Origin of the sequence: Marinomonas foliarum, from assembly GCF_016906065.1 — a bacterium.
Taxonomy (GTDB): domain Bacteria; phylum Pseudomonadota; class Gammaproteobacteria; order Pseudomonadales; family Marinomonadaceae; genus Marinomonas; species Marinomonas foliarum.
Genome location: NZ_CP070273.1, coordinates 721,096 through 742,700 on the forward strand (window position 1 = coordinate 721,096; position 21,605 = coordinate 742,700).

The 21,605-nt window shown below is 44.0% G+C and carries 20 protein-coding genes; 9 read left to right on the plus strand and 11 right to left on the minus strand.

The window, feature by feature from the left end; all coding sequences use genetic code 11:
• Window positions 1–100: 100 nt before the first annotated feature.
• A complete protein-coding gene (locus JSY38_RS03340; RefSeq protein ID WP_205115239.1) occupies window positions 101–376 on the minus strand; it encodes a DUF1294 domain-containing protein in 276 nt (91 codons plus the stop codon).
• Between the two features lie 157 nt (window positions 377–533).
• On the opposite strand from JSY38_RS03340, the gene JSY38_RS03345 reads away from it, so the two are divergent.
• The gene (locus JSY38_RS03345; protein WP_205115240.1) at window positions 534–1,259 is read left to right on the plus strand and encodes a tellurite resistance TerB family protein; all 726 of its coding nucleotides are present in this window, start codon (window positions 534–536) and stop codon (window positions 1,257–1,259) included.
• Between the two features lie 68 nt (window positions 1,260–1,327).
• Here JSY38_RS03345 and JSY38_RS03350 read toward each other — a convergent pair whose 3' ends face one another.
• The 10 genes from JSY38_RS03350 to apbC form a co-directional block, all read right to left on the minus strand.
• The gene (locus JSY38_RS03350; protein ID WP_239544270.1) at window positions 1,328–1,711 is read right to left on the minus strand and encodes a DUF1499 domain-containing protein; all 384 of its coding nucleotides are present in this window, start codon (window positions 1,709–1,711) and stop codon (window positions 1,328–1,330) included.
• A 91-nt stretch (window positions 1,712–1,802) separates the two neighbouring features.
• Complete coding sequence (locus JSY38_RS03355) at window positions 1,803–2,333, minus strand: NUDIX hydrolase (RefSeq protein ID WP_205115244.1); 531 nt, start codon at window positions 2,331–2,333, stop codon at window positions 1,803–1,805.
• Window positions 2,334–2,382: 49 nt separating this feature from the next.
• On the minus strand, window positions 2,383–2,886 hold the full coding sequence (locus JSY38_RS03360; RefSeq protein ID WP_205115246.1) for a YgjV family protein: 504 nt from the start codon (window positions 2,884–2,886) through the stop codon (window positions 2,383–2,385).
• A gap of 996 nt (window positions 2,887–3,882) precedes the next feature.
• Window positions 3,883–5,004: a hypothetical protein gene (locus JSY38_RS03365; RefSeq protein WP_205115247.1), complete on the minus strand. Its 1,122-nt coding sequence runs from the start codon at window positions 5,002–5,004 to the stop codon at window positions 3,883–3,885.
• A gap of 355 nt (window positions 5,005–5,359) precedes the next feature.
• Window positions 5,360–6,292, minus strand: coding sequence for a hypothetical protein (locus tag JSY38_RS03370; RefSeq protein WP_205115248.1), 933 nt, complete (start codon window positions 6,290–6,292; stop codon window positions 5,360–5,362).
• Between the two features lie 122 nt (window positions 6,293–6,414).
• Window positions 6,415–6,795, minus strand: a complete 381-nt coding sequence (locus JSY38_RS03375) for a DUF7668 domain-containing protein (protein ID WP_114411863.1) — start codon at window positions 6,793–6,795, stop codon at window positions 6,415–6,417.
• A gap of 126 nt (window positions 6,796–6,921) precedes the next feature.
• Window positions 6,922–7,479, minus strand: coding sequence for a GNAT family N-acetyltransferase (locus tag JSY38_RS03380; protein WP_205115249.1), 558 nt, complete (start codon window positions 7,477–7,479; stop codon window positions 6,922–6,924).
• Window positions 7,480–7,541: 62 nt separating this feature from the next.
• Window positions 7,542–8,882, minus strand: a complete 1,341-nt coding sequence (locus tag JSY38_RS03385) for a hypothetical protein (RefSeq protein WP_205115250.1) — start codon at window positions 8,880–8,882, stop codon at window positions 7,542–7,544.
• Window positions 8,883–9,818: 936 nt separating this feature from the next.
• Entirely contained in the window at window positions 9,819–10,406 is a 588-nt protein-coding gene (gene dcd, locus JSY38_RS03390; RefSeq protein ID WP_110573774.1) for a dCTP deaminase, read from the minus strand.
• Window positions 10,407–10,415: 9 nt separating this feature from the next.
• On the minus strand, window positions 10,416–11,486 hold the full coding sequence (gene apbC, locus JSY38_RS03395; protein ID WP_205115251.1) for an iron-sulfur cluster carrier protein ApbC: 1,071 nt from the start codon (window positions 11,484–11,486) through the stop codon (window positions 10,416–10,418).
• 241 nt (window positions 11,487–11,727) lie between these two features.
• Here apbC and metG point away from each other — a divergent pair, with 241 nt between their 5' ends.
• The 8 genes from metG (at window position 11,728) to nth (ending at window position 21,534) form a co-directional block, all read left to right on the plus strand.
• On the plus strand, window positions 11,728–13,779 hold the full coding sequence (gene metG, locus JSY38_RS03400) for a methionine--tRNA ligase (protein WP_205115252.1): 2,052 nt from the start codon (window positions 11,728–11,730) through the stop codon (window positions 13,777–13,779).
• Between the two features lie 281 nt (window positions 13,780–14,060).
• Window positions 14,061–14,642 carry an electron transport complex subunit RsxA gene (rsxA, locus tag JSY38_RS03405; RefSeq protein WP_012069258.1) on the plus strand — a complete coding sequence of 194 codons (582 nt, stop codon included), beginning with the start codon at window positions 14,061–14,063 and terminating at the stop codon, window positions 14,640–14,642.
• A 9-nt stretch (window positions 14,643–14,651) separates the two neighbouring features.
• Entirely contained in the window at window positions 14,652–15,248 is a 597-nt protein-coding gene (gene rsxB / locus JSY38_RS03410) for an electron transport complex subunit RsxB (RefSeq protein ID WP_114411856.1), read from the plus strand.
• Window positions 15,248–18,202: an electron transport complex subunit RsxC gene (gene rsxC / locus JSY38_RS03415; protein ID WP_205115254.1), complete on the plus strand. Its 2,955-nt coding sequence runs from the start codon at window positions 15,248–15,250 to the stop codon at window positions 18,200–18,202. The genes rsxB and rsxC overlap by 1 nt, the downstream gene beginning before the upstream one ends.
• Complete coding sequence (gene rsxD, locus JSY38_RS03420; protein ID WP_205115255.1) at window positions 18,203–19,261, plus strand: electron transport complex subunit RsxD; 1,059 nt, start codon at window positions 18,203–18,205, stop codon at window positions 19,259–19,261.
• Window positions 19,261–19,878: an electron transport complex subunit RsxG gene (gene rsxG / locus JSY38_RS03425; protein ID WP_114411853.1), complete on the plus strand. Its 618-nt coding sequence runs from the start codon at window positions 19,261–19,263 to the stop codon at window positions 19,876–19,878. Before rsxD ends, rsxG begins: the two co-directional genes overlap by 1 nt.
• Before the next feature lie 9 nt (window positions 19,879–19,887).
• Complete coding sequence (locus tag JSY38_RS03430; RefSeq protein ID WP_239544272.1) at window positions 19,888–20,655, plus strand: electron transport complex subunit E; 768 nt, start codon at window positions 19,888–19,890, stop codon at window positions 20,653–20,655.
• Between the two features lie 243 nt (window positions 20,656–20,898).
• Window positions 20,899–21,534, plus strand: a complete 636-nt coding sequence (nth, locus tag JSY38_RS03435; RefSeq protein WP_205115256.1) for an endonuclease III — start codon at window positions 20,899–20,901, stop codon at window positions 21,532–21,534.
• The last annotated feature ends 71 nt before the right edge of the window (window positions 21,535–21,605 follow it).

Here is a 21,605-nt window from a genome sequence, read left to right on the forward strand (position 1 = left end):
AAAGGCGAACAACGCTGCCCTACCATATAAATGCTGATTATCTATGGAGTTTGCATAGAAAATCTATGGTAATTACATAACGTAACGAGATAAGTCCAAATCAGGACAATGAGAAATAATATAGGCCGTAACCAGTCACAGAGATATTTATTAAAAACGTTAGCCAAAACACCACCAAAAAGCGCCGTTTCTTTGTTTTATGCCGAAACACCTTCTGACCCAACATAGCACCAAGCCAGCCACCAAACAGAGACAATAAATGCAACGTCGACTCAGGCACTCTTTGCTTGCCGCGCTTAGCAGCCGACTTATCAACGCCGTAGAAGCAAAAAGTAACCAGACTCAGAAAGCCATAAAAAGAAAACACGTAAATCATTTCAACTCTCTTAGCTTAACGAACTAAATATCAGATCCCCCTTTCTTAGCAACGTAATTAACGAGTAAAAGAAAGGGAACAAAATAGCCACAGATGAACTCTCCAACACCTCCAAGGTCTTAACTATTAATCAACGAAGTAAGTGGAGGCTCTCATCATGAACATTAACTCACTCTTAAACAACATAATGGGCACAGTAGACACTGGAATTAACAAGGCAACCACCAAAGCCAAATCAAGCTCTATTCCTGGCGGATTCATGGGTGGCGCTGCCGCTGGCGGATTAGCCGCCATGTTATTGACCAACAAAAAAGCCCGTAAAATGGGGGGCAAAGCCATCAAATATGGCGGTATGGCGGCTGTGGGTGGAATGGCTTACAAAGCGTGGCGTAATCACAAAGAAAGCCAAAGCATGACTCAGCTATCTAACATTGCGCCAAACCAGAGTTTTGGCTCACCCACCACACCAGCCGTTCCGGAAGGCAGCATCTTTGACCTAGCAGAAGAAAAGCCAACGCAACAAATCGAAAACATGCGCCTAATCTTAATTCGAGCCATGATCAGCGCCGCCAAAGCAGATGGTCACATAGACACCATCGAACGCACTCGAATCGAACAACAGATCAGCGACCTTGGCATCAATGCAGAAGAACAAAGATTCCTAATAGAACAACTACGAGCAGCCAGCGACCCAATCACCATCGCACGCCTATCAGAAAGTGAAGAACAAGCCACAGAGATTTACCTCGTCTCCATGCTCGCCATTGACATCGACACCGAAGAAGAACGCCGCTACCTAGATCGCCTAGGAGATGCATTGCACTTGCCAAGCGATCTACGCCAAAACATCGAATACGAAGTCAGCTATATACAGGCGCCTTAAACCGCACAAAGCGATCACTTCGAAACGCAACACCCTCTAAGAAGGCGCTCTAGGAAAAATCCAGAGCGCTACTCCTTGAGCTTACTACGAATAGCTTCCATACGTTTTCGATTCACGCCAAAGTCGGAATGCCCAACTCGCGATGCCGAGCGAATATCGATATTAACTACTCCATCTCGCTCTTGCGAAAACAAAAACTCCACATCGTCCACAAAACGAAACACCATGGACGTAAACTCAGCATGTATGTACTCCGCTTCATTCACCACAACCTTGGTGCGCTTCGAAGACTCCAGCACAGCTAACACTTTTTCATGTGCATCCAGACTGGAGCCCTTAACCACTATCGGCTCAATAAAATGCTTATCATTGGTTTGGGCCTGACTACTCACACAGTTTGGCGAACTAGGACAATCTGCCAACTTCCCATTGGTAACACCTATATTTGGCATAATACTCGAGCACCCCTGCAATAAAAGAAACACCAGTAAATAGAAAAGCTTTCTAGTGAACACGCTCAATCCTAATAGCTGTGGCCAGAGGCTAACAGCTTGCAACAACCAACAACTCATTTCGAATCATAGATAATAAAAAGGTTTCCCGCTCAATCGACATACCTTTTTTATCACTGTTTTTAATGGTATCCAAATTATGCTTAATGGCATCGTGGACATTAATCCACACTGGCTTCATACCATTTTTGACTTCGTAATCTTCCAGACTCGTCTCACCTAACTGCTCATCAATCTCACAGGTATAACAGTAAGACTTCATCTGCATGATCTCAAAACCATCCCTATTCCAAGGCCGAAACTCTTCATACAAACCAAACGCTTCGACATTACGAATATTCCGCGCCCCCGTCTCTTCCGTTAACTCACGGATCAAACCTTCCACCTGATTCTCGCCTTCATCAATCCCACCACCCGGCAAGGTATAATCATCGTAACGCTGGGTGTACAGCATCAAAATATCCTCGTCTTTTAAAATTATCCCACGGGCAGCAAGACGTAAAAAAGAGGATTGATCGACTGACTCGATACTTGGGTGGATAGAGGATTTTAGTAAACGCATAAGATAGAGACACTTCATCTAAAAAGGGACAAAACCCTTTTAATTAGTTTTATAACACCACTGGCTTTTTGAAATAGTAACGATAGTAGCCAACTAAATTACTCATAATAAAGAGTGCTTCCATCAAGACAGCGGTTGGAGACCCCACGATATAATTATGTATTAACCATAAAGCCGTGCCTATGATCATTAACTCTCGTAAACGACGGTCATCTTTATTAAACGCAGCAACAGTCTGAAAAATTGAAGCGAAGCAACTAACAATACTTGCTAACCCGGCATAAGTAACAACAGCCGAGATTACCGATGCGCCACAGAATATATATTTGAGTATTAAAGAAGTGGAAAATATACTTACAAAATATCGAACAGTAGCAATAATCATCAAACTTGCCGCGGTCCACTGCTCAAGCAGGATAAAATGACTAGAAATCAAAGTCCCCGCGCAAAAAAGACAAGCTACAATCTTTCTCCTGTCCTTGAACTGGAAAGACATCAGATCAAAGCCAATAGCTACAGCGACCAAAACTTGAGAAATAATAAATGGTGTCACCAAAATCCCCTTTAAACATTGTTAAAGGAAAAAGCCCCCCCTAACACCTAAAAACTGTACGTTAGAATATACACTCTTTGAGTGGAAGGGGGCACCTCTGAAAGCAGATTCAACTCAAACATTTTGGACTCCAGCCCCTTATTCCGTACTGCTGAGCGAGGGCTTAGCCCCTTCCCCTTTTGTCTTCCAAGGAGAAAGCGGAGGATAGGGTTGTTCTTTGGATCTTCAAGTATATTTGTTACTTATCTATGACTTTGAGCTACAAGTTTATTCCGCTCTGCTAAGCGGGTAACTTTTGTCCTCTGTTTAATTCAGAAAAGTACAAAAGTAACCAAAAGGTCCCTTTATCGGGCTTTCAGCCCAAACATCTCATTCACATTGTTTAACATCACATCTAGCAACACGACTTTTATCGTAAGGCATAGATTGGTCTTGTGGTTCGAAAGAGGCTTTCCGTTAATGACCCTGAAACTCCATAGAGTCGCGCAACTTCGTCGCGTCGAACTGACTGCTAGAGTATAAGATAGGCCGAAGACACGTCATTTCCCACAAGGGGACAAGTGCCCGCGAAGGCGGGAATCAAGCTCTTGCGACCTTTTGTAGGTCGCGGCTTTAGCCCGACACGGAATTTAGATTCCATTCAAACGCTTTGGATTCCTAAGCTTTATTTCCGCTCTGCTGAGCGAGGGCTTAGTCCCTTCCCCTTTTGTCTTCCAAGGGGAAGGCGGAGGATGGGGTTGTTCTTTTATCAGGCTATCGCCCAAACGTCTCATTCACTTTGCTTAACATCATGTCTAGCAAAACGACTTTTATCGTAAGGCATAGATTGGTTATGCTGCTGGAGAGAATCTTCCCGTTAATGACCCTGAAACTCCATAGAGTCGCGCAATCGGGATTGCGTCAAAGGGGTAACGCCCAGCTCAACTGCGTAGCAAGCTGGCGGGCTTTTTGGAACAAAAAGCGTGACAGTTTGCGAAGTCAGGTTGCAGCTGTTTATTATACAATTATTGACGCTACATGTTGGAGCCACTGGAATACAATATTCCCACTCACTCCGTACATAGTGTTCTTCAATGCTTCAGACAAGTCATCGAAAGTATCTATCGAAGTATCTCTGACCAACTCAAGCGCATGCTTTGTTTCAGCTTCATTATCTTCAGTCGCCCCTTTTTCAACTATTTCACTGATTTTCTTTAGAGCAAGATGAAGCTCTGTTCTTGTTCTGGAGTCTTCAATGAGCTCTTCAAGAGTTCGCTTGTTATGGTCTAGCTGAGTCAACAAAAGCTTTTCTTCCTTTTTTGACTGATGCAGCAAGATATTTTGACTTGCGTTCATGTGGTGCATTTGCGAGCCAATTTGCGTTCTAAGAAAATCGACATCGTCTTCTAGTGATTTGATTTTTTTGTCTGCATATTTTTCAGATATAAGTAACAGGCTAGTAGTTTGCTTTATTTCTAACTCAGCCATGTCTAATTTATTAGTCAATCGTTGAATTTGTAGCTGATCTTCCAATAAAGATTCTGGTTCAGATTTCTTTGTGACGACCAAAGCATAATCATCCAGAGTTTTTTCAATAATTTCTTTTGCGCCGCAAGGTGAATCAACAATCATACGGACGACATTACCGTCTTGTTCAATGCGAACTTTGGCTTCAATATCCGGATATTTCTGCTTAATAATTTCACCGAAGTAAGAAAGGATACCCACACCTGCTTGATAGTGTTCAGTGGGGAATTCTAAAACTCTCTCGATTGAGTTCTCAGTTGTTTCTGAACTCAACTCTATAACTTCCAGTTCCTCTTGCTCTTGCGATACCCCTATCACTATAAACGGTGTCTTTTGGTTTAATGGTAGAAGGTCGCTTAATTGTGCCTGAGCACGTTCAAAGTAAAAATGAGGGGCCATTCTTCGTGGGTCCTCATACATTGACTTAGAAGATTCCATTGGAACTATAAGTACTGACAGGTCACAAAATTCAGAAGTGACTATTCTAGGAGTTTCAACAAGCACCCAATTTGGGAATGCAAGCATTCTATCGGAAGCCATCATTTTTGTTGCAACACCATCTTTAAAATGCCTGATGTAAAGGTTTATACCCCCTGGGATTTCAGACCTCATTCGATAGCTTGACCATCCAAGGTTCTCAACCATATGCTCCCAGCATCTACTAAAACTGTATGGGTTGATTTCAATTCTCTCGCGTTGTTCGTTTCTGTGTGGTGGAGAGCTTATCTCTGGGTCAGACAGTGACTCACTATCTATTTTACTTATAGCGGTACAAATATCGTCGTACGCTTTATCCTTATGTAGAAGGATATTCCAAGCGGAATTAAAGCTAATTACCTTATTTATGAACATAACTTTCCATTGTTGTATAACGCTTTGCTAAGCGGCAATAAAATAGCTGGCTAAAACTAGCGAGGAACGAGCAAAAGCCAGCTGTTTTTTGTCCGTTTAAGCAACTTGTTAGATTTTACTTGTTAATATGATCACCAAATAATTTCCTGTAAGCCACATTATTTTTACTTAGATTCTCATCTAAGTTACCAGTTAATAAAACAGGAGATTTATTCGTATGTAGAAATATTAAAGTAACTTCATAGAAGAGAATAAACATAAACCAACAGTGTGCATATGTTTTTACTGAAGCATAACTACTTCTAAATGGCGCAATTGACTTTGCGTGAGCTCTGTCATTACGAAAAGCGTAACCAAGGCCGCTGACTAAAAAAAATAGTACGTCATCTTCTGAAAGTTGAACTTCAACTTCTTCAATTTTTACTTTTTCTAACCTTATGAGTTTTCGTAGACGCGACGCCCCATTTCTTCGTTCTTTTTTATCTTTGTAATCAAAAAAAGTAGATAACAAATGTAGGACTTCTTCTAAATTACTGCTCACAACCGGAGGATTGCCATTGGAATATAAAACTCTTTTAGCATAACTAGACAAATTAGGCTCTTCAGCAGTTGGCTTGAATGGTTTAGATTGACTTATCCTTTTGAGCAAATACTCACAAGTCTGAAAAGGGATGTTTTTTGTCAATTCAAAAAAAGCATTTTTCACTTGATTATTTGATGAAAAGTAGTTCATAACTGTTGGACAAACTAGCGTCCTAAGTGCATTAGTAATGTTCCCCTGTCCTCCTGGAGCTTTACTAGTTACATACTCAAATCCACGCCACATCCAATCAAAGGCATGATCAGGTCTTAAGGGCAAACTATCAACAGCATCTAGTAGGTAGGACACACATATGTGCAAGTCTTTGTCATTAGAGTTAGGTAATTGATAAGGAAAAAATAGTTCTTCTATTCCAAGTGACGATACTCTTTCTTTAAATTGAATCTCTGCACTAAATTCTTGGGTTAAAGGCCATTGATTAAAGTGCTTAATACGTAATTCTTTCATTTTACTCCATGTAAAATATAACGCCTCAGTTAAAAGGCAAAATTTGGTTGGCTATAATGTGAAGCGGAGCGAAACCAGCCAACTGAATTTTGTCCGCTTTTAAACTTTTTGTTATATGCCCATTACGGCACATACACCATCTCGACAGTAAATTTAAAATCAGCTTCAAGCTCGGAAATAGATAGCTGCATTACCAAGTCGCTAACTTCTTCTTTATCTGTCGACAAATCAACTAATGCCAGCCAGTCTTTGCCTTGCCAAATATATACTGATGAATCCCAACACTTTTCAGATAATGATATAAGTTTTTCGCCATAATCTTCTATATATGATCTCATCTGACTTGCTACATCTGGGCTTCTTAGCTCTGAATTTGGAACAACAGAACGTAAAACGTAATCTTTAGCAACCAAAGCGTCGACTATTTTAGCAATAGTGCTTCGCCATTTAGATGGTATTGGAAGCTCTGCCTCTCTATTCTTTATTACACTATTCGTTTCCATTCAACTCAGATCCTTCGAGGGCATATAACGCCCTGTTAATGGGCAAATTTTGCTGGGTTGATTTTTGCCTGTGAAGCAGGAAAGCAAAAAGCAACATAGTGAAATTTGTCCTGATTAAACAGATTGTTATATTTCACTATACTCGGTTCTTATTAAACCAAAACACTTCAGATCATGAAATTTATTTTTCCAGTACCCGCTATGTCGCCTAAGCCCTTCTTCTTTGAAGCCTACTTTTTCGAGTACCGATTCGGAAGCTTTATTACCAGGTACGGTGTCACCTTGAATACGGTGAAGTTCACCACAGGGTAACTCTCCATCGAAAGCTGCTGTCACTATTCGATGCACTGCTTCTGTTGTATACCCCATTCCCCAATACCTCGGAAGTAAATCATATCCAAGTACCGCATTTTTCATTTTAGGGTTCCAACTGTTGAAACCACATGTTCCAATCAGCTTATTAGTTTCTTTTAAGCGAATAGCCCAACGGATACCTGATTTTTCTTCAAAACGATTGCGGAAGAAATTAATAAGGCTTTGTGCCTGTGATAACTCGCTGAATGCTTCAAGGTCGTAATACTCAACTACCGTGTCATCTGAAAACAGGTCAAAAACACTTTCAGCGTCTTGATCGAGTAACTCAGATAATATTAGCCGATTTGTTTCTAATACTGGAAAGTACACCTAATCCTCCGTGAATATAACGCTTCAAGCTGCGGCGCGAAGCGTCCGACAGCCTTGACTTGTTAGGCTGGTTGGACGTTTTTATGCCTGTAAGAATAGACATTCTCTGTAATAAAATCTTCATCCTTAATTGCTTCATTCAGCATTCTGAGTAATGAAAATTGCAACTGATGTCTAAGTGCATTATTGCAAGGACATTCGTCTTTGTGGTTGACTCGTTCCCATACACTATGATTTTCATTGTAAATCCAACCAACATTGGTGCCGACACCATCAACAACATTACTTGGATGAGAGACGACTAACCCAGCCACCGTAATATATCCTTCCTCATTAACTGAAACATGTATTCCTTTTTCATAAATATACTCCTCTTGCTCCTCCACTATTTTTACCAAGCCATCTAACTCAACAACAAAATCACCATGCCTTTCCAGCGCCTCACTAACAAGGGTCATGTCAAAAGGTTTATCGGTGTTAGCGTAATATGAAAATTGTGGAAGCTTGTAAAAGACGAGATCCTTAAATGGATTATCCGGATCACTTCTATTGTCAGAAATCCAGAAATTTTCATATAGAGTCACATGGGGAGGGAGATGCTTTATAAAGTTGTCTTCATAATCCGGAATGTCCAAGCCTCTTCGAAACGTAGGTATTGGGCTGTCTATATTCATTTTTTCCCACGGCAAACTTAAAAGTGTATTTAAAACAAAGTCTTCGTTGCTTGTTGGGAAAACATCTGAAACGTCATTTATTAAATTCTTCTTACAGAAATCTTTCAACACACTGTTCGGAACTTCGATGTGTGAAGTAATAACTTGAGGAGGCAACCTGTCGCTCAAACTTCCCACTAGACATGCTTGTTGAGTGTGAAATCTAAGCCTGCCTTCATCGCCTTGCATTGAAGTGAGGTCATGAACCTTTATATCAAGGGTCTCCAATGCTAAGGAATCTATAATATAGATATGACCGTTCCCTTCAGGCTGACTATATTTTGCGTCTTTGTGAACCAGCCATACAGGGCTCTCATGTATATCTTCACTCATGTGAATAGACTTAGACTCTTCGTATGTGTTTGATACAAACCAACACGCTATAGAAGTAGACTTAGTTAAATCCACATAAAATGATCTCCAGCCGTAGTGTTGCAGTATTGCTTGAGACAATTCTAAATCTATATCAAAGTAGTCGGCACCAGAGAACCCACGAATCATAGCTTTAGCGTAATGCGTCCATTTGAACATAACATCAGGAATACAGCCATGCCTGCTGAAAGATGTAGGAATACTTGTATCCCCTTTAGAATCTACATAGTGCTTTACTTGTCCGCGAAATAAATACCCGCTCTTATATTTTGACAAATGAGTCTCTAGCTCATCTACGCTTTTAATAAAAGTAGTCATAGAACTCCGTCTCGATGGCCTAACATTTTAATAGAGCGCATGCTCGTTTAGACAATTTCAAAACTGTCCAAAAAACTTTATAAACAATTGAATAATAAAAGTTTTATAAAGCTATTCACAAAAGTGAAAACTGGAAAAACGAGCGTGCGCGTTATTCTTTTTATCCACAGCGCGTTATTTCTGCTCTGTAAATCCTTATTCCTTGATACTAAAAGACTTTCTTACTTACCTCCAGCACAAAACGCGCACAACCGGTTTATTTAAAATGGTTAAACGAGCAAAAATACCTTCATCTCAAAAATAGACTGTATATCCACCCATAAATTGTGTTTTAAATTTCATCCAAAAATAAAGTCGGTTTCAGACAATGAAAGCTTCACTTTCTCCGGCGGATCACGGTCGTACCTCCCTCATCGCGCCCTACGATTAGCATTACGGTATCGGGTATAAATTTGCAGACAATTAGCTACGAAAAAGTCAGTTCGACGCAACGAAGTTGCGCGACCCTATGGAGTTTCAGGGTCATTGTTTGACGAGCCAACTCCCACTAGATAATCAATCTATGCCTTACGATAAAAATCGTGTTGCTAATCCAGAATTAAACAACCTGAATGAGACGTTTGGGCGATAGCCCGAGAAAGAGACCTTTTGGTTACTTTTGTGGATCTGGACAAAAGTTACCCGCTCAGCTTTTTCCTGAATTAAAAAGCGGAATAAAGCCTGCAGCTCGGAGCTATTGAGAAGTAACAAATATCCTTTAAAACCCAAAGAAATAACCCCATCCTAACCTTCCCCTTGAAGAAAGGGGAAGGAACTAGCCCGCTCAGCAGAGCGGAACCAAGCTTGCAAACTAGGAATCGCTGAGAAGTAACTATTTGACCTTATAAAAACAAAAAAAGAGGCCGAGGCCTCTTTCTAGTCGATCTTAAAAAAGACCTAAGATTTATCACCTGAGATCCGGCTGCCTACAGCAGAAGTCTGGTCTTTATACTTAGCGTTATCCCGCTTGTTATAAGGACGATCCGCAGAACCCGACATGGTTTCGAAGTTGATGGCGCCTATGGTCATGCCTGGGCTTAAGGCGATGGGCAGTTTGCCGCCGTTGAGGAATTCCAACACGATGCCGCCGCTCCAACCTGGGTCGATGCGGTGTGCGGTTACGTGAACCATTAAGCCAAGGCGTGCCAAGGAAGAACGTCCGTCGAGCCAGCCAACTAGGTTGTCAGGTACGGTGACGGATTCTTTGGTGACGCCAAGTACGAGTTCGCCCGGATGGATGAAGAAAGGTTTGCCATCTTCGACAAGGATTTCCTCGCTCATGACGGATTCGATGACTTTGCTTAAGTCAGCTTTCGAGCTGCTTAGATCAAGATAAGGCGCCGGGTGACCTTGAAAGACGCGAAACGAGTTGCCCAATCGTAAATCAACAGAGACACCGCTGATCACGCTGTTATCTGGGCGTGGTTCGATAACAATAGAACCTTCGTCTAGGGCTTTTATAATATCTCGGTCACACAAACGCATTACTTTTCCTCAATCGTCGCTCATGCCAATAATAGGCATCGCTATTTGTTCATTTTGTTGGGATGCAAGGGTAGCACCAAGCTTGCGTGCAATCGACTGATAAATGCCTGCCGTATCACTTTCTGGGGCATTTACCACGATTGGTCGGCCTGCATCACTCTGTTCGCGGATCGCTAGACTCAGTGGCAGTTTGCCCAATACATTAACATCGTATTCTTTTGCTAGGCTAGCACCACCTTCGTCACCAAAAATGGCTTCGTGATGACCGCAGTTAGAACAGATGTGTGTCGACATATTTTCCACCACGCCCAACACTGGAATGTTTACCTTGTTGAACATTTCAATACCACGGCGAGCATCTAATAAAGCGATGTCTTGCGGTGTGGTAACCACAACAGAACCGGCAACAGGGACTTTTTGCGCGAGGGTCAGTTGAATATCGCCTGTACCCGGTGGCATGTCGATAAATAGGTAATCAAGATCATCCCAATCGGTTTGCGTTAAAATCTGCATCAGAGCACCAGTCACCATAGGACCACGCCATGCAACTGGCGTGTCTTTGGTGGTTAGAAATGCCATGGACATCACTTGTACACCAAATGCCGTTGGTGGGATGAAGAATTTCTCGTCACGGACTTGTGGGCGAGTACCCTCTTCAAACCCTAGCAGCATGCCTTGGCTTGGACCGTAGATGTCCGCATCCAAGATACCAACACGAGCGCCCTCTTTTGCCATAGCAAGAGCAAGGTTAACCGTGGTGGTGGATTTCCCCACGCCGCCTTTGCCAGACGCCACAGCGATGATGTTCTTTACACCTTTCATCCCAGGAATGCTGCCTTGTGTGGCTTGGCTTTTAACTTGAAAGTCAATGTCTAGTACCAAGAGGCGAGAATCACCCAAGAGTTCTTTGATCTTGGCTTCCAGTTGAGCTTGTTGTTTTTGCGCTGGGTAGCCAAGCGTTAAAGTGACATGAACTCGGCTGTCGTCTGCAACCACATTCCAAACAGCACCATAAGGTTGGCCGCTGTTGTCATCGATTAGGGTTTCTAAAGTCGCCTGTAGTTGGGCATCAGTTAGCATGGGGGCTCCTAGTAAGGCGTAATTTAAAGAGTGTTTATTTTATAACGTTGAGCCAAGTGTGGGGGCAAATTGCAGAAAAGCAAGACTTAGAAAGAAGACTAGCGCTTGCACACGCGGGATTGAGACTTATAATGTCGCTTTTCTTAGATAATCTATCTTTAAAGCGCTTTATTCATTCGTCATCTACGCCTAATTATTGATAGAATACCCGACCTTTTTTAATCCAGCAGGCTTATCAAAAATGGCACAAACGCAACGCAAAATTTTAGTCACCAGCGCCCTTCCTTATGCAAATGGTTCTATCCATTTGGGGCATATGCTGGAACACATCCAAACCGATATCTGGGTGCGTTTTCAAAAAATGCGCGGCCATCTTTGTACAGCAGTGTGTGCGGATGACGCACATGGCACGGCGATTATGATCAAAGCCGCGCAACAAGGTATTACATCAGAAGAGTTGATCGACGGTGTTCGCCAAGAACACATGGCTGACTTTAACGACTTCCTAATTGGTTACGATAATTACCACTCAACGCATTCTGACGAAAACCGTGAGTTCTCAAACAGCATTTACAAAGCCCTTCGTGACAATGGAAAAATCGCGGTACGCTCTATCGTGCAAGCGTACGATCCAGAGAAAGAAATGTTCCTTGCAGATCGTTTCATCAAGGGTACTTGCCCTAAATGTAAAGCAGAAGATCAATACGGTGACAACTGTGAAGTCTGTTCTGCGACTTACACGCCAATGGAAATGATCAATCCGCGCTCTGTTTATTCTGGTGCGACCCCGATTGAGAAAGACTCAGAACACTATTTCTTTAAATTGCCAGACTTCCAAGATTTCTTAGCGAAATGGACACGTAGCGGCACCTTGCAAGACCAAGTGGCAAACAAGCTATCTGAATGGTTAGATTCTGGTTTGAAAGAATGGGACATCAGCCGTGATGCGCCTTACTTTGGTTTTGAAATCCCAGACGCACCGGGTAAATATTTTTACGTTTGGCTAGACGCACCAATTGGTTACATGGCGAGCTTCAAAAATCTGTGTGATCGCACCGAAGGTTTGGAGTTTGATGATTACTGGGCGAAAGATTCCGACGCCGAGCTTTACCACTTCATCGGCAAAGACATCATCAATTTCCATGCTTTGTTCTGGCCTGCTATGTTGGATTGTGCTGGCTACCGCACACCAACAGCAGTCAATGCACACGGTTATGTCACCGTTGACGGCGAAAAAATGTCTAAGTCACGCGGCACCTTTATTAAAGCTCGCACTTACTTGAAACATTTGGACCCGCAATACTTGCGTTACTACTACGCAGCTAAACTGAACTCTCGTGTTGATGATATCGATCTTAGCCTAAGTGATTTCTTGCAGCGTGTGAACTCAGACGTCGTGGGTAAAGTGGTTAACATTGCTAGCCGTACCGCCAGCTTCATTAATAAGAAATTCGACGGTCAATTAGCCAATGAAGTGAGCGAAGCGGAGATGATTCAATCTTTCGTTGACGCTGGCGATGTGATTGCCGAGCACTTTGAAAGCCGCGAATACGGCAAAGCCATTCGTGAAATCATGCGTCTTGCTGACGTTGCGAACGAATACATAGCCGAGCAAGCACCTTGGGTGTTGGCAAAAGACGAAGCGACTTTGCCGAAGGTTCAGGACGTTTGTACCGTTGCCTTGAACTTGTTCAGCATATTGGCAACTTATTTGAAACCAGTCATGCCAAATATGGTGGCTGACGCAGAAGCTTTCTTAGGCAAAGAACTAACATGGGATAACCGCAGCGTGTTGTTGTTTGGCAACACGGTGAACAAATTCAAGCCACTAATGGGTCGTATTGAGCAAGCACAAATCGATGCCATCATCGAAGAAGGCAAGATTGAAGCAGCGGCTGAAGCCGCAGCAAAAGAAGCGGCGCAACCGGCTCAAGCGGAAACAGAACTAAGCAAAGAGCCAATCGAAGCAGAAATCAATTTCGATGACTTTGCGAAAGTGGACTTGCGCATCGCCTTGATAGTGAAAGCCGAGCACGTCGAAAAAGCCAATAAGCTACTAAAATTGACCTTAGACATTGGTGGCGAAACGCGCACTGTATTCTCTGGTATCAAGTCTGCTTATAAGCCAGAAGACCTAGAAGGCAAACACACTGTCATGGTGGCCAACCTTGCACCTCGCAAAATGAAGTTTGGTATGTCAGAAGGCATGGTATTGGCGGCAGGCCCTGGCGGTGAAGAAATTTACCTACTAGAACCTCACGCTGGCGCAAAACCTGGTCAACGCGTGATGTAAGCCGCAGGGCATCGGCCTAAACAGCCAATAAACGCGATACAAACCAGTGCTCACCTTAGTAAATAAGAAAGATTATTAATAAGGTGGGCATTGGCATTAATAGAGAATCATAAATCGAAATTATATAAGCGTAACCTATTATCTATATACTTAATCGGACTAAAAATGTGAGATTTTTAGCTTTGTTAGTTATAAGCAGATTGGTATAGTTACGCTCACAGATGCTTTTATCCAAAAGTGTCTGATATCACACTATATTCACCACATATTTTGGACGTGAAATGACTGAATATCTCCTGATACTGGTCAGTACCATTCTAGTTAACAACTTTGTACTGGTTCAGTTTTTGGGCCTATGCCCTTTCATGGGCGTGTCTGGGAAACTAGAAACCTCGATTGGCATGGCAATGGCGACGACCTTTGTTTTAACCTTGTCGAGCCTGTGCAGTTATCTAACTTACACCTACATACTTCAGCCATTTGGTCTTGAATACCTACAAACCATCTCTTTTATCTTAGTGATCGCTGTTGTTGTGCAGTTCACTGAAATGGTGGTTCATAAAACCAGTCCATTACTTTATCGAGTATTAGGAATTTTCTTACCCCTTATCACGACTAACTGCGCCGTATTGGGTGTGGCATTACAAAACATCAGCAAACAAAATGGCTTTGTTGAATCCATTCTTTATGGTTTTGGTGCCGCGGTTGGTTTCTCATTCGTGTTGATTTTGTTCTCTGCCATGCGTGAACGTATTAACGTTGCTGATGTTCCGACTGTCTTTAAAGGCTCTGCCATCGGCATGATTACCGCTGGTCTTATGGCTCTTGCTTTCATGGGCTTCACCGCCCTTGTACAGATTTAGGAGCCGACCATGTTGACTGTTTTACTCGCAATCGGAATTTTAGTACTCCTTTCGCTTATTTTTGGCGCTATTTTGGGTTACGCCAATGTGCGTTTCCATGTAGAAGGCGATCCAATCGTTGATCAAATTGATGCTCTTCTACCACAAACACAGTGTGGCCAATGTGGTCATCCTGGCTGCCGCCCTTATGCTGAAGCCATTGCCAACGGCGAAGCCATTAACCATTGCCCTCCAGGCGGTCAAGCCACCATTCAAGCCTTAGCCGATTTATTAGATGTGGAAGCTGTTCCATTAGATGGCGACCACGGCACCGAAAGCGCGAAGCGTGTCGCGGTAATTCGTGAAGACGAATGCATCGGCTGCACTAAGTGCATTCAAGCATGCCCTGTGGACGCGATTTTAGGTGCGGCCAAACAAATGCACACCGTCATAGCGGATGAATGCACAGGCTGTGACCTTTGTGTCGAGCCTTGCCCTGTAGATTGTATTGATATGGTAGAAGTAGGCGTGACAGCGAAAACTTGGTCTTGGGATAAGCCGCAAGGTATCGCGGCAACGTCATTAAACGTTATTGCCACCGACCGCCAAGCGGAGGTGACACACTGATGCAAGTAGCAAAACTACCAACAGCACAGGTTTTTTCTTTTCATGGCGGCATTCATCCACCGGAAAACAAAACGCAATCTCTGCAATTACCTTTGGGTAAACCTAGCCTACCTAACGAGCTTATTTTGCCGCTTGGCCAACACATTGGCCAGAGCTCTCGCCCGTTAGTCAAAGTGGGTGACAAGGTATTAAAAGGCGAAACCATCGCCATTAACAATGGCTTTTTGAGCAGCTTTTTACATGCGCCGACTTCTGGCACGATTGCCGCTATTGAAGAGCGTCTTATTGCTCATCCATCAGGCTTAAGCGATCTTTGTATTATCCTCGCGCCAGATGGCAATGAGACATGGACCCCCCTTGAGCCACTGGACAATTGGCAAGACATCAGCAAAACCGATGTGTTGGCGTACTTGTCCGAAATGGGCATCATCGGCATGGGCGGCGCAGGCTTCCCAACGCAGGTAAAACTTCAAGGTGCCCACAAGAATCCACTGACGCATTTCATTATTAACGCGGCAGAATGTGAACCTTACATCACCGCTGATGACATGTTGATTCGTGAAAAAACCTTAGAATTAGTGTTAGGCATCGAGATACTTCAACACCTTGTTGAGGCAGATAACATTGTCATTGGTATTGAAGATAATAAGCCCACCGCCATTGCGGCATTAAAAGCCATCTTGAGTGAACGCAACAGCCAAATTCAAATTGCGGTTGTGCCAACTAAATACCCTTCTGGCGGCGAAAAGCAATTAATCCAGCTATTAACGGGCAAAGAAGTCCCAAGTGGACAATACCCGGCAGACATCGGCGTTTTATGTCAAAACGTCGGCACCTGTGTGGCAGTTCACGATGCAATTACGCTCGGCAAACCACTTATTTCACGTTTTACCACCTTAACGGGTGATGCGCTGAAAGCTCCACAAAACGTCGAAGTACTGTTCGGTACGCCAGTAGCGCATTTATTGGAATACGCCGATTTTGAGCCGAAAAAACTCAGCCGCTTGATCATGGGCGGTCCAATGATGGGCTACACCTTAGATTCAGCCGCTGTGCCGATTGTGAAAACCAGTAACTGTATTTTAGCCGCCAGCAAAAAAGAACTGCCGGCGCCGGCACCAGAACAAGCTTGCATCCGTTGCGGTATGTGCGAACAAGCCTGTCCTGCCAGCTTATTGCCTCAGCAGTTATTGTGGTTCAGTAAAAGCCAAGAATTCGAAAAAGCCGAACACCATAACCTATTCGATTGTATTGAATGTGGCGCTTGCTCTTATGTTTGCCCAAGCAGCATTCCGCTAGTGCAATATTACCGCCATTCCAAAAGCAGCATCCGTGAAGCTCGTGAAGCCAATGTCAAATCAGACTTGGCGAAGCAACGCTTTGAAGCCCGTAAAGCTCGCCAAGACGCAGAAGCAGCAGAGAAAGAAGCCAAACGCCTAGCTCGCCAAAAAGCGTCATCCAACAAAGCCACGGACAAAAAGAAAGCAGCACCAGAAAAAGCCGCTCCAACAGCCGCCGCTGCGCCTGCAACAACTGACGAATCGAAAAAGCTCAAAGTCGATATCGCCATTGGCAAATCCAAACTGAAGAAGCTACAGAAACAACTGCTTGAAGCGCAAGAAAACGAACACGTGGAAGAGATCAACAACTTGCAACTGCAAGTCACTGATCAAGAAAAAGCCATTGCATCACTGGAAGAACAGCTTGCGCAAATGACAAGCGCAGCGCCTGACGCTCCAGTGACAAATACCGCCAAAGCAAGCCCTGCGCCTGTGAGCGACGAGCTGAAAAAAGCCAAAGTCGATGTGGCCTTGATTGGCGTGAAACTGAAGAAACTACAAAAGCAACTTGTTGAGACACCAGACGATCAAGAGCTGAAAGACAAGGTCAGCGCTTTTGAAACCGATCTAAAAGCCGCACAAGACACAGTAAGCAAGCTAAGTGAAAGCACAAACACCGCCGCAGCCGAACCAAAAGCCGCGATTAGTGATGAATTGAAAAAGCTAAAAATCGATGCCGCCATTGCCAAAGCGGCGGTGAAGAAAGTCGAAAAAGCCTTGAAAAAGGCAGAAGAAATAAACGCGCCTGAAATCGAAGCGATTCGTCAGCAATTACAAGAAGCCCAGCAGCGAGCAGATGAACTGGAAAAAACCTTAGCTAACCCAGAAGCTGCAGCACCCAAAGCGGCTCCAGTAAAAGCAGAACCTGAAACCAACGTCGATGCCGACGCAGCTAAGAAGCGCAAAATAGATCTAGCCATTGCCAAGGCTGGCATTAAAAAGGCCGAGAAAAACATTCATCTCCTGAAAGAGCAAGGCAAGGACGAGGCTGAAATCAATGCGTCGGAATGGCCGAGCAAATTAAAAGAGGCACAGGATAAACTCGCCGGACTTGAGAAGGAACAGGCATCTGAGGCAACAGCACCCTCTGTCGCAACAGACACAAGTGCACCAATTGCCACCGCTAACATCGATGCGGATGCCGCTAAAAAACGCAAGATCGACCTAGCTATTGCTAAGGCCGGCATTAAGAAAGCCGAGAAAAACATTCAGCTTTTAAAAGACCAAGGCAAAGACGAAAGCGAGATAGAAGCATCGGAGTGGCCTAAAAAGCTCATTGAGGCACAACAAAAGCTCGCCGCGCTTGAAGCAGAAGAAAGCACATCAGCTACTTCCGTTTCTACGCCTGTAGAGAAAACAGCAGATACAGCGGCTAACAGTGAAGCCAAAGTCGAGCCTGAAATGGATCTAGCGACGCAGATTAAAAAAGAAAAAATCGCCGTAGCTTTAGCTAAAGCTCAAATCAACAAATTGAATAAGCGTTTAGAAAGCTCACCAGAAGAAGCGGACACCATTAAACAAGAAATGGTAGCCACTGAACAACGTCTGCAGAGCGCCGAAACTTTGTTAGAAAAACTTATTCATTCGCAAACTAACATGCAAGAGAATCGTTAAATGGCATTATTGAGGATCACCTCCCCCCACACACAACGTGCAGGACGTCGCACCTCTTGGGTGATGCAGATGGTCATTTTAGCGACCATTCCTGGCATAGTCGTGCAGACTTGGTTATTTGGCTGGGGCACGCTAATTAACCTAATGATTGCCTGCATCACTGCATTATTAAGTGAAGCGGCTATTTTGGCGGTTCGTCGTCGTGCTGTCGGTTTCTTCTTGAAAGATTACAGCGCCCTATTAACCGCAGTGCTGTTAGGCGTTGCCTTGCCTCCCGTTGTGCCTTGGTGGGTCACGGTGACAGCGGTGGCGTTTGCGATTATCTTTGCCAAGCAACTTTATGGCGGCTTGGGCAACAACCCGTTCAACCCGGCCATGGTCGGTTATGCCATTGTATTGGTGTCTTTTCCTGTTCCTATGAGCCAATGGCTTGGCGTGCAAAGCATGATCCCTGCTGGTGAAACACTGTCTTTCATGCAAAGCTTGCAAGCTATTTTCCATCACTTACCCGTGATAGATAGCTACACCATGGCGACGCCTTTAGATGGCTTCAAACACAAAGACCTATTAGATTCGCAAGCCGCTTTTAGCAGCATTGCTGCTCTTCAAGGGCCCAGCTTAAACAGCTGGCTTTGGGTAAACGCAGCGTATCTTGTCGGTGGCCTTGGGCTGATATGGTTGCGCATTATCACCTGGCACACGCCAGCGGCACTATTGGGTGCTTTACTGGTAATGGCTGGCGTATTCCATCTGTTTGACCCAAGCAATACGGCAACGCCTTTCTTTCAGCTAACCACTGGCGCAGCCATGTTCGGTGCCTTCTTTATTGCTACTGACCCTGTGTCGTCTTGTACCAGTAATCGCGGCAAGCTGATTTATGGCGCTGGCATTGGAATCTTGATTTACATTATTCGCTCTTGGGGTGGTTACCCTGACGGCGTTGCATTTGGCGTCTTGCTAATGAATTTCGCAGCACCATTAATTGATTACTACACGCAACCAAGAACATATGGGCATAAAAAAGCCAAAACCGGCTTAAAAGTTGGGGAGGATAACTAATGGAATTGTTCGCCTCTATTCGTCGCAATAGTTTAGGTTTAGCTATTTTCGCTGTGCTGACTGCTGGCCTTATCGCCACTACTCATCAGCTGACAGATCACACCATCAAGAATAATATTTTGGATGCGCAAATTTCAGCTTTCAATGAAATCTTGCCAGCTGATTTATACGACAATGATTTAACCAAAGACACAGCGACACTACCTGCTGATCCATTACTTGGCAGCGAAGAAGGCATAAAAATTCACATCGCTCGTAAAAATGGCGAAGTCTCTGGCATCATCTTCGAAACCATTGCACCACGCGGCTATAATGGCAATTTAGATATGCTCGTTGCCATTGATAAAAACGGTGTCGTCACAGGTAGCCGTGTAATTAGTCATAAAGAAACACCAGGGCTTGGCGACAAAGTTGACCTTAAAAAGTCCAAATGGATTTTAAGCTTTGCCAACAAGTCGTTAGAAAACCCGAGTTTAAAGGCTTGGGGTGTGAAAAAAGACGGTGGCGATTTTGACCAATTTACCGGTGCGACCATCACTCCTCGCGCCGTCGTTCGCGCTGTAAAGAACACGCTTATTTACTTTGATCAACACAAAGATACGCTGTTAGCGTATTAGGATAGCCCCATGACAACGAACTCAGAAGCGGCCGAAAGTGAGGCTACTCAAGAAGCGAGCAAGCCAAGCGCGAATTACGCTGAAATCATTTATAACGGCATTTGGAAAAACAACCCGGCCTTAGTTCAATTGCTTGGCTTGTGCCCTATGTTGGCGGTAACCAGTACAGTGGTTAACGCTTTAGGACTTGGGTTGGCGACCATGGTTGTATTGGTCGGTTCCAACATTGCGGTTTCCATCATTCGTAACTACGTTGCGGATGCGGTTCGCCTACCAGCTTTTGTGATGATTATCGCGTCGTTTACCACCTGTATCGAATTAATCATGCAGGCTTATACTTACGAGCTTTATCAAATTCTGGGGATTTTTATCCCGCTTATCGTGACCAACTGTGCGATTCTTGGACGTGCTGACGCCTTTGCCAGCCGCAACCCTGTGCTACCTTCTGCGCTTGACGGTTTTATGATGGGCTTGGGCTTCATGTTTATCCTTGTCACCTTGGGCGCAATGCGTGAGCTAATCGGACAAGGTACACTGTTTTCCGATATGCAACTTCTATTCGGCGACATGGCAATTCACTGGAAAATCGTTGTTTTTGATAACTATCCAAACGTATTATTTGCCGTATTACCGCCTGGAGCATTTATTGGCCTAGGATTGCTGATTGCCGGTAAAAACTACCTAGACGAACGCGAGAAAAAACGTATTGCCGCACAAAAAGCCAAAGATGGCCCAAGTGCATCGAAACGTGTTCGTGTGACCGGGCAAGTAAGTTAACACTTTACACCAAGATCAAGACAACCCCATCCTAGCCTTCCCCTTGAAGATAAGGGGAAGGAATAAAAAGCTCTAAGCCCCTCCCCCTGCCAAGGGGGAGGTTGGGAGGGGGTTAAAAAATTAACAACCCCATCCTAGCCTTCCCCTTGAAGATAAGGGGAAGGAATAAAAAGCTCTAAGCCCCTCCCCCTGCCAAGGGGGAGGCTGGGAGGGGGTTAAAAAAATAAACAAAGGCTATTTACTGTGAACAAAGACAAGCGCTACGAGATTTTTTCTCGCTTACGAGCTGAAAACCCAAATCCCGTAACTGAGCTGGAATACAACTCGCCTTTTGAGCTTTTGATTGCGGTTTTATTCTCCGCCCAAGCCACTGATGTCAGTGTAAACAAAGCCACGCGCAAGCTTTTCCCTGTGGCCAACACGCCAGAAACCATGCTCGCCCTTGGCGTAGATGGCTTAAAAAGCTATATCAAAACCATTGGCTTATTTAACGCCAAAGCCGAAAACGCCATCAAAACTTGCCAGATTCTGATCGAAAAGCACAACAGTGTTGTACCTGAAACTCGTGAAGAACTGGAAGCCCTACCCGGCGTTGGCCGCAAAACGGCTAACGTGGTTCTAAACACAGCATTTCGACAAGTGGCCATGGCGGTGGATACACATATCTTTCGTTTTGGTAATCGCACCAAGGTAGCACCGGGAAAGAACGTCTTAGAAGTGGAAATGAAGCTACTGAAATTTGTGCCAAAGGAATTTCTTTTGGACGCTCACCACTGGATGATTTTGCATGGTCGCTACATCTGCGTGGCCCGCAAACCTAAATGCGATGCCTGTATCATTGAAGATTTGTGCGAATTTAAAGAAAAGACCTCTACTTAAACACCTGTATTGGTTATTCAATTAAGCTTCTATTTTTAGTTAAGCAAAGACTAACCTAAAATTAAATAACA

Excerpts from the sequence above, each read along its gene's own strand:
- JSY38_RS03340 (WP_205115239.1), bottom strand. The coding sequence starts at position 376 with ATGATTTACGTGTTTTCTTTTTATGGCTTTCTGAGTCTGGTTACTTTT.
- JSY38_RS03345 (WP_205115240.1), top strand. The coding sequence starts at position 534 with ATGAACATTAACTCACTCTTAAACAACATAATGGGCACAGTAGACACT.
- JSY38_RS03350 (WP_239544270.1), bottom strand. The coding sequence starts at position 1,711 with ATGCCAAATATAGGTGTTACCAATGGGAAGTTGGCAGATTGTCCTAGT.
- JSY38_RS03355 (WP_205115244.1), bottom strand. The coding sequence starts at position 2,333 with ATGCGTTTACTAAAATCCTCTATCCACCCAAGTATCGAGTCAGTCGAT.
- JSY38_RS03365 (WP_205115247.1), bottom strand. The coding sequence starts at position 5,004 with ATGAGGTCTGAAATCCCAGGGGGTATAAACCTTTACATCAGGCATTTT.
- JSY38_RS03370 (WP_205115248.1), bottom strand. The coding sequence starts at position 6,292 with ATGAAAGAATTACGTATTAAGCACTTTAATCAATGGCCTTTAACCCAA.
- JSY38_RS03375 (WP_114411863.1), bottom strand. The coding sequence starts at position 6,795 with ATGGAAACGAATAGTGTAATAAAGAATAGAGAGGCAGAGCTTCCAATA.
- JSY38_RS03385 (WP_205115250.1), bottom strand. The coding sequence starts at position 8,882 with ATGACTACTTTTATTAAAAGCGTAGATGAGCTAGAGACTCATTTGTCA.
- dcd (WP_110573774.1), bottom strand. The coding sequence starts at position 10,406 with ATGCGTTTGTGTGACCGAGATATTATAAAAGCCCTAGACGAAGGTTCT.
- apbC (WP_205115251.1), bottom strand. The coding sequence starts at position 11,486 with ATGCTAACTGATGCCCAACTACAGGCGACTTTAGAAACCCTAATCGAT.
- metG (WP_205115252.1), top strand. The coding sequence starts at position 11,728 with ATGGCACAAACGCAACGCAAAATTTTAGTCACCAGCGCCCTTCCTTAT.
- rsxA (WP_012069258.1), top strand. The coding sequence starts at position 14,061 with ATGACTGAATATCTCCTGATACTGGTCAGTACCATTCTAGTTAACAAC.
- rsxB (WP_114411856.1), top strand. The coding sequence starts at position 14,652 with ATGTTGACTGTTTTACTCGCAATCGGAATTTTAGTACTCCTTTCGCTT.
- rsxC (WP_205115254.1), top strand. The coding sequence starts at position 15,248 with ATGCAAGTAGCAAAACTACCAACAGCACAGGTTTTTTCTTTTCATGGC.
- rsxD (WP_205115255.1), top strand. The coding sequence starts at position 18,203 with ATGGCATTATTGAGGATCACCTCCCCCCACACACAACGTGCAGGACGT.
- rsxG (WP_114411853.1), top strand. The coding sequence starts at position 19,261 with ATGGAATTGTTCGCCTCTATTCGTCGCAATAGTTTAGGTTTAGCTATT.
- JSY38_RS03430 (WP_239544272.1), top strand. The coding sequence starts at position 19,888 with ATGACAACGAACTCAGAAGCGGCCGAAAGTGAGGCTACTCAAGAAGCG.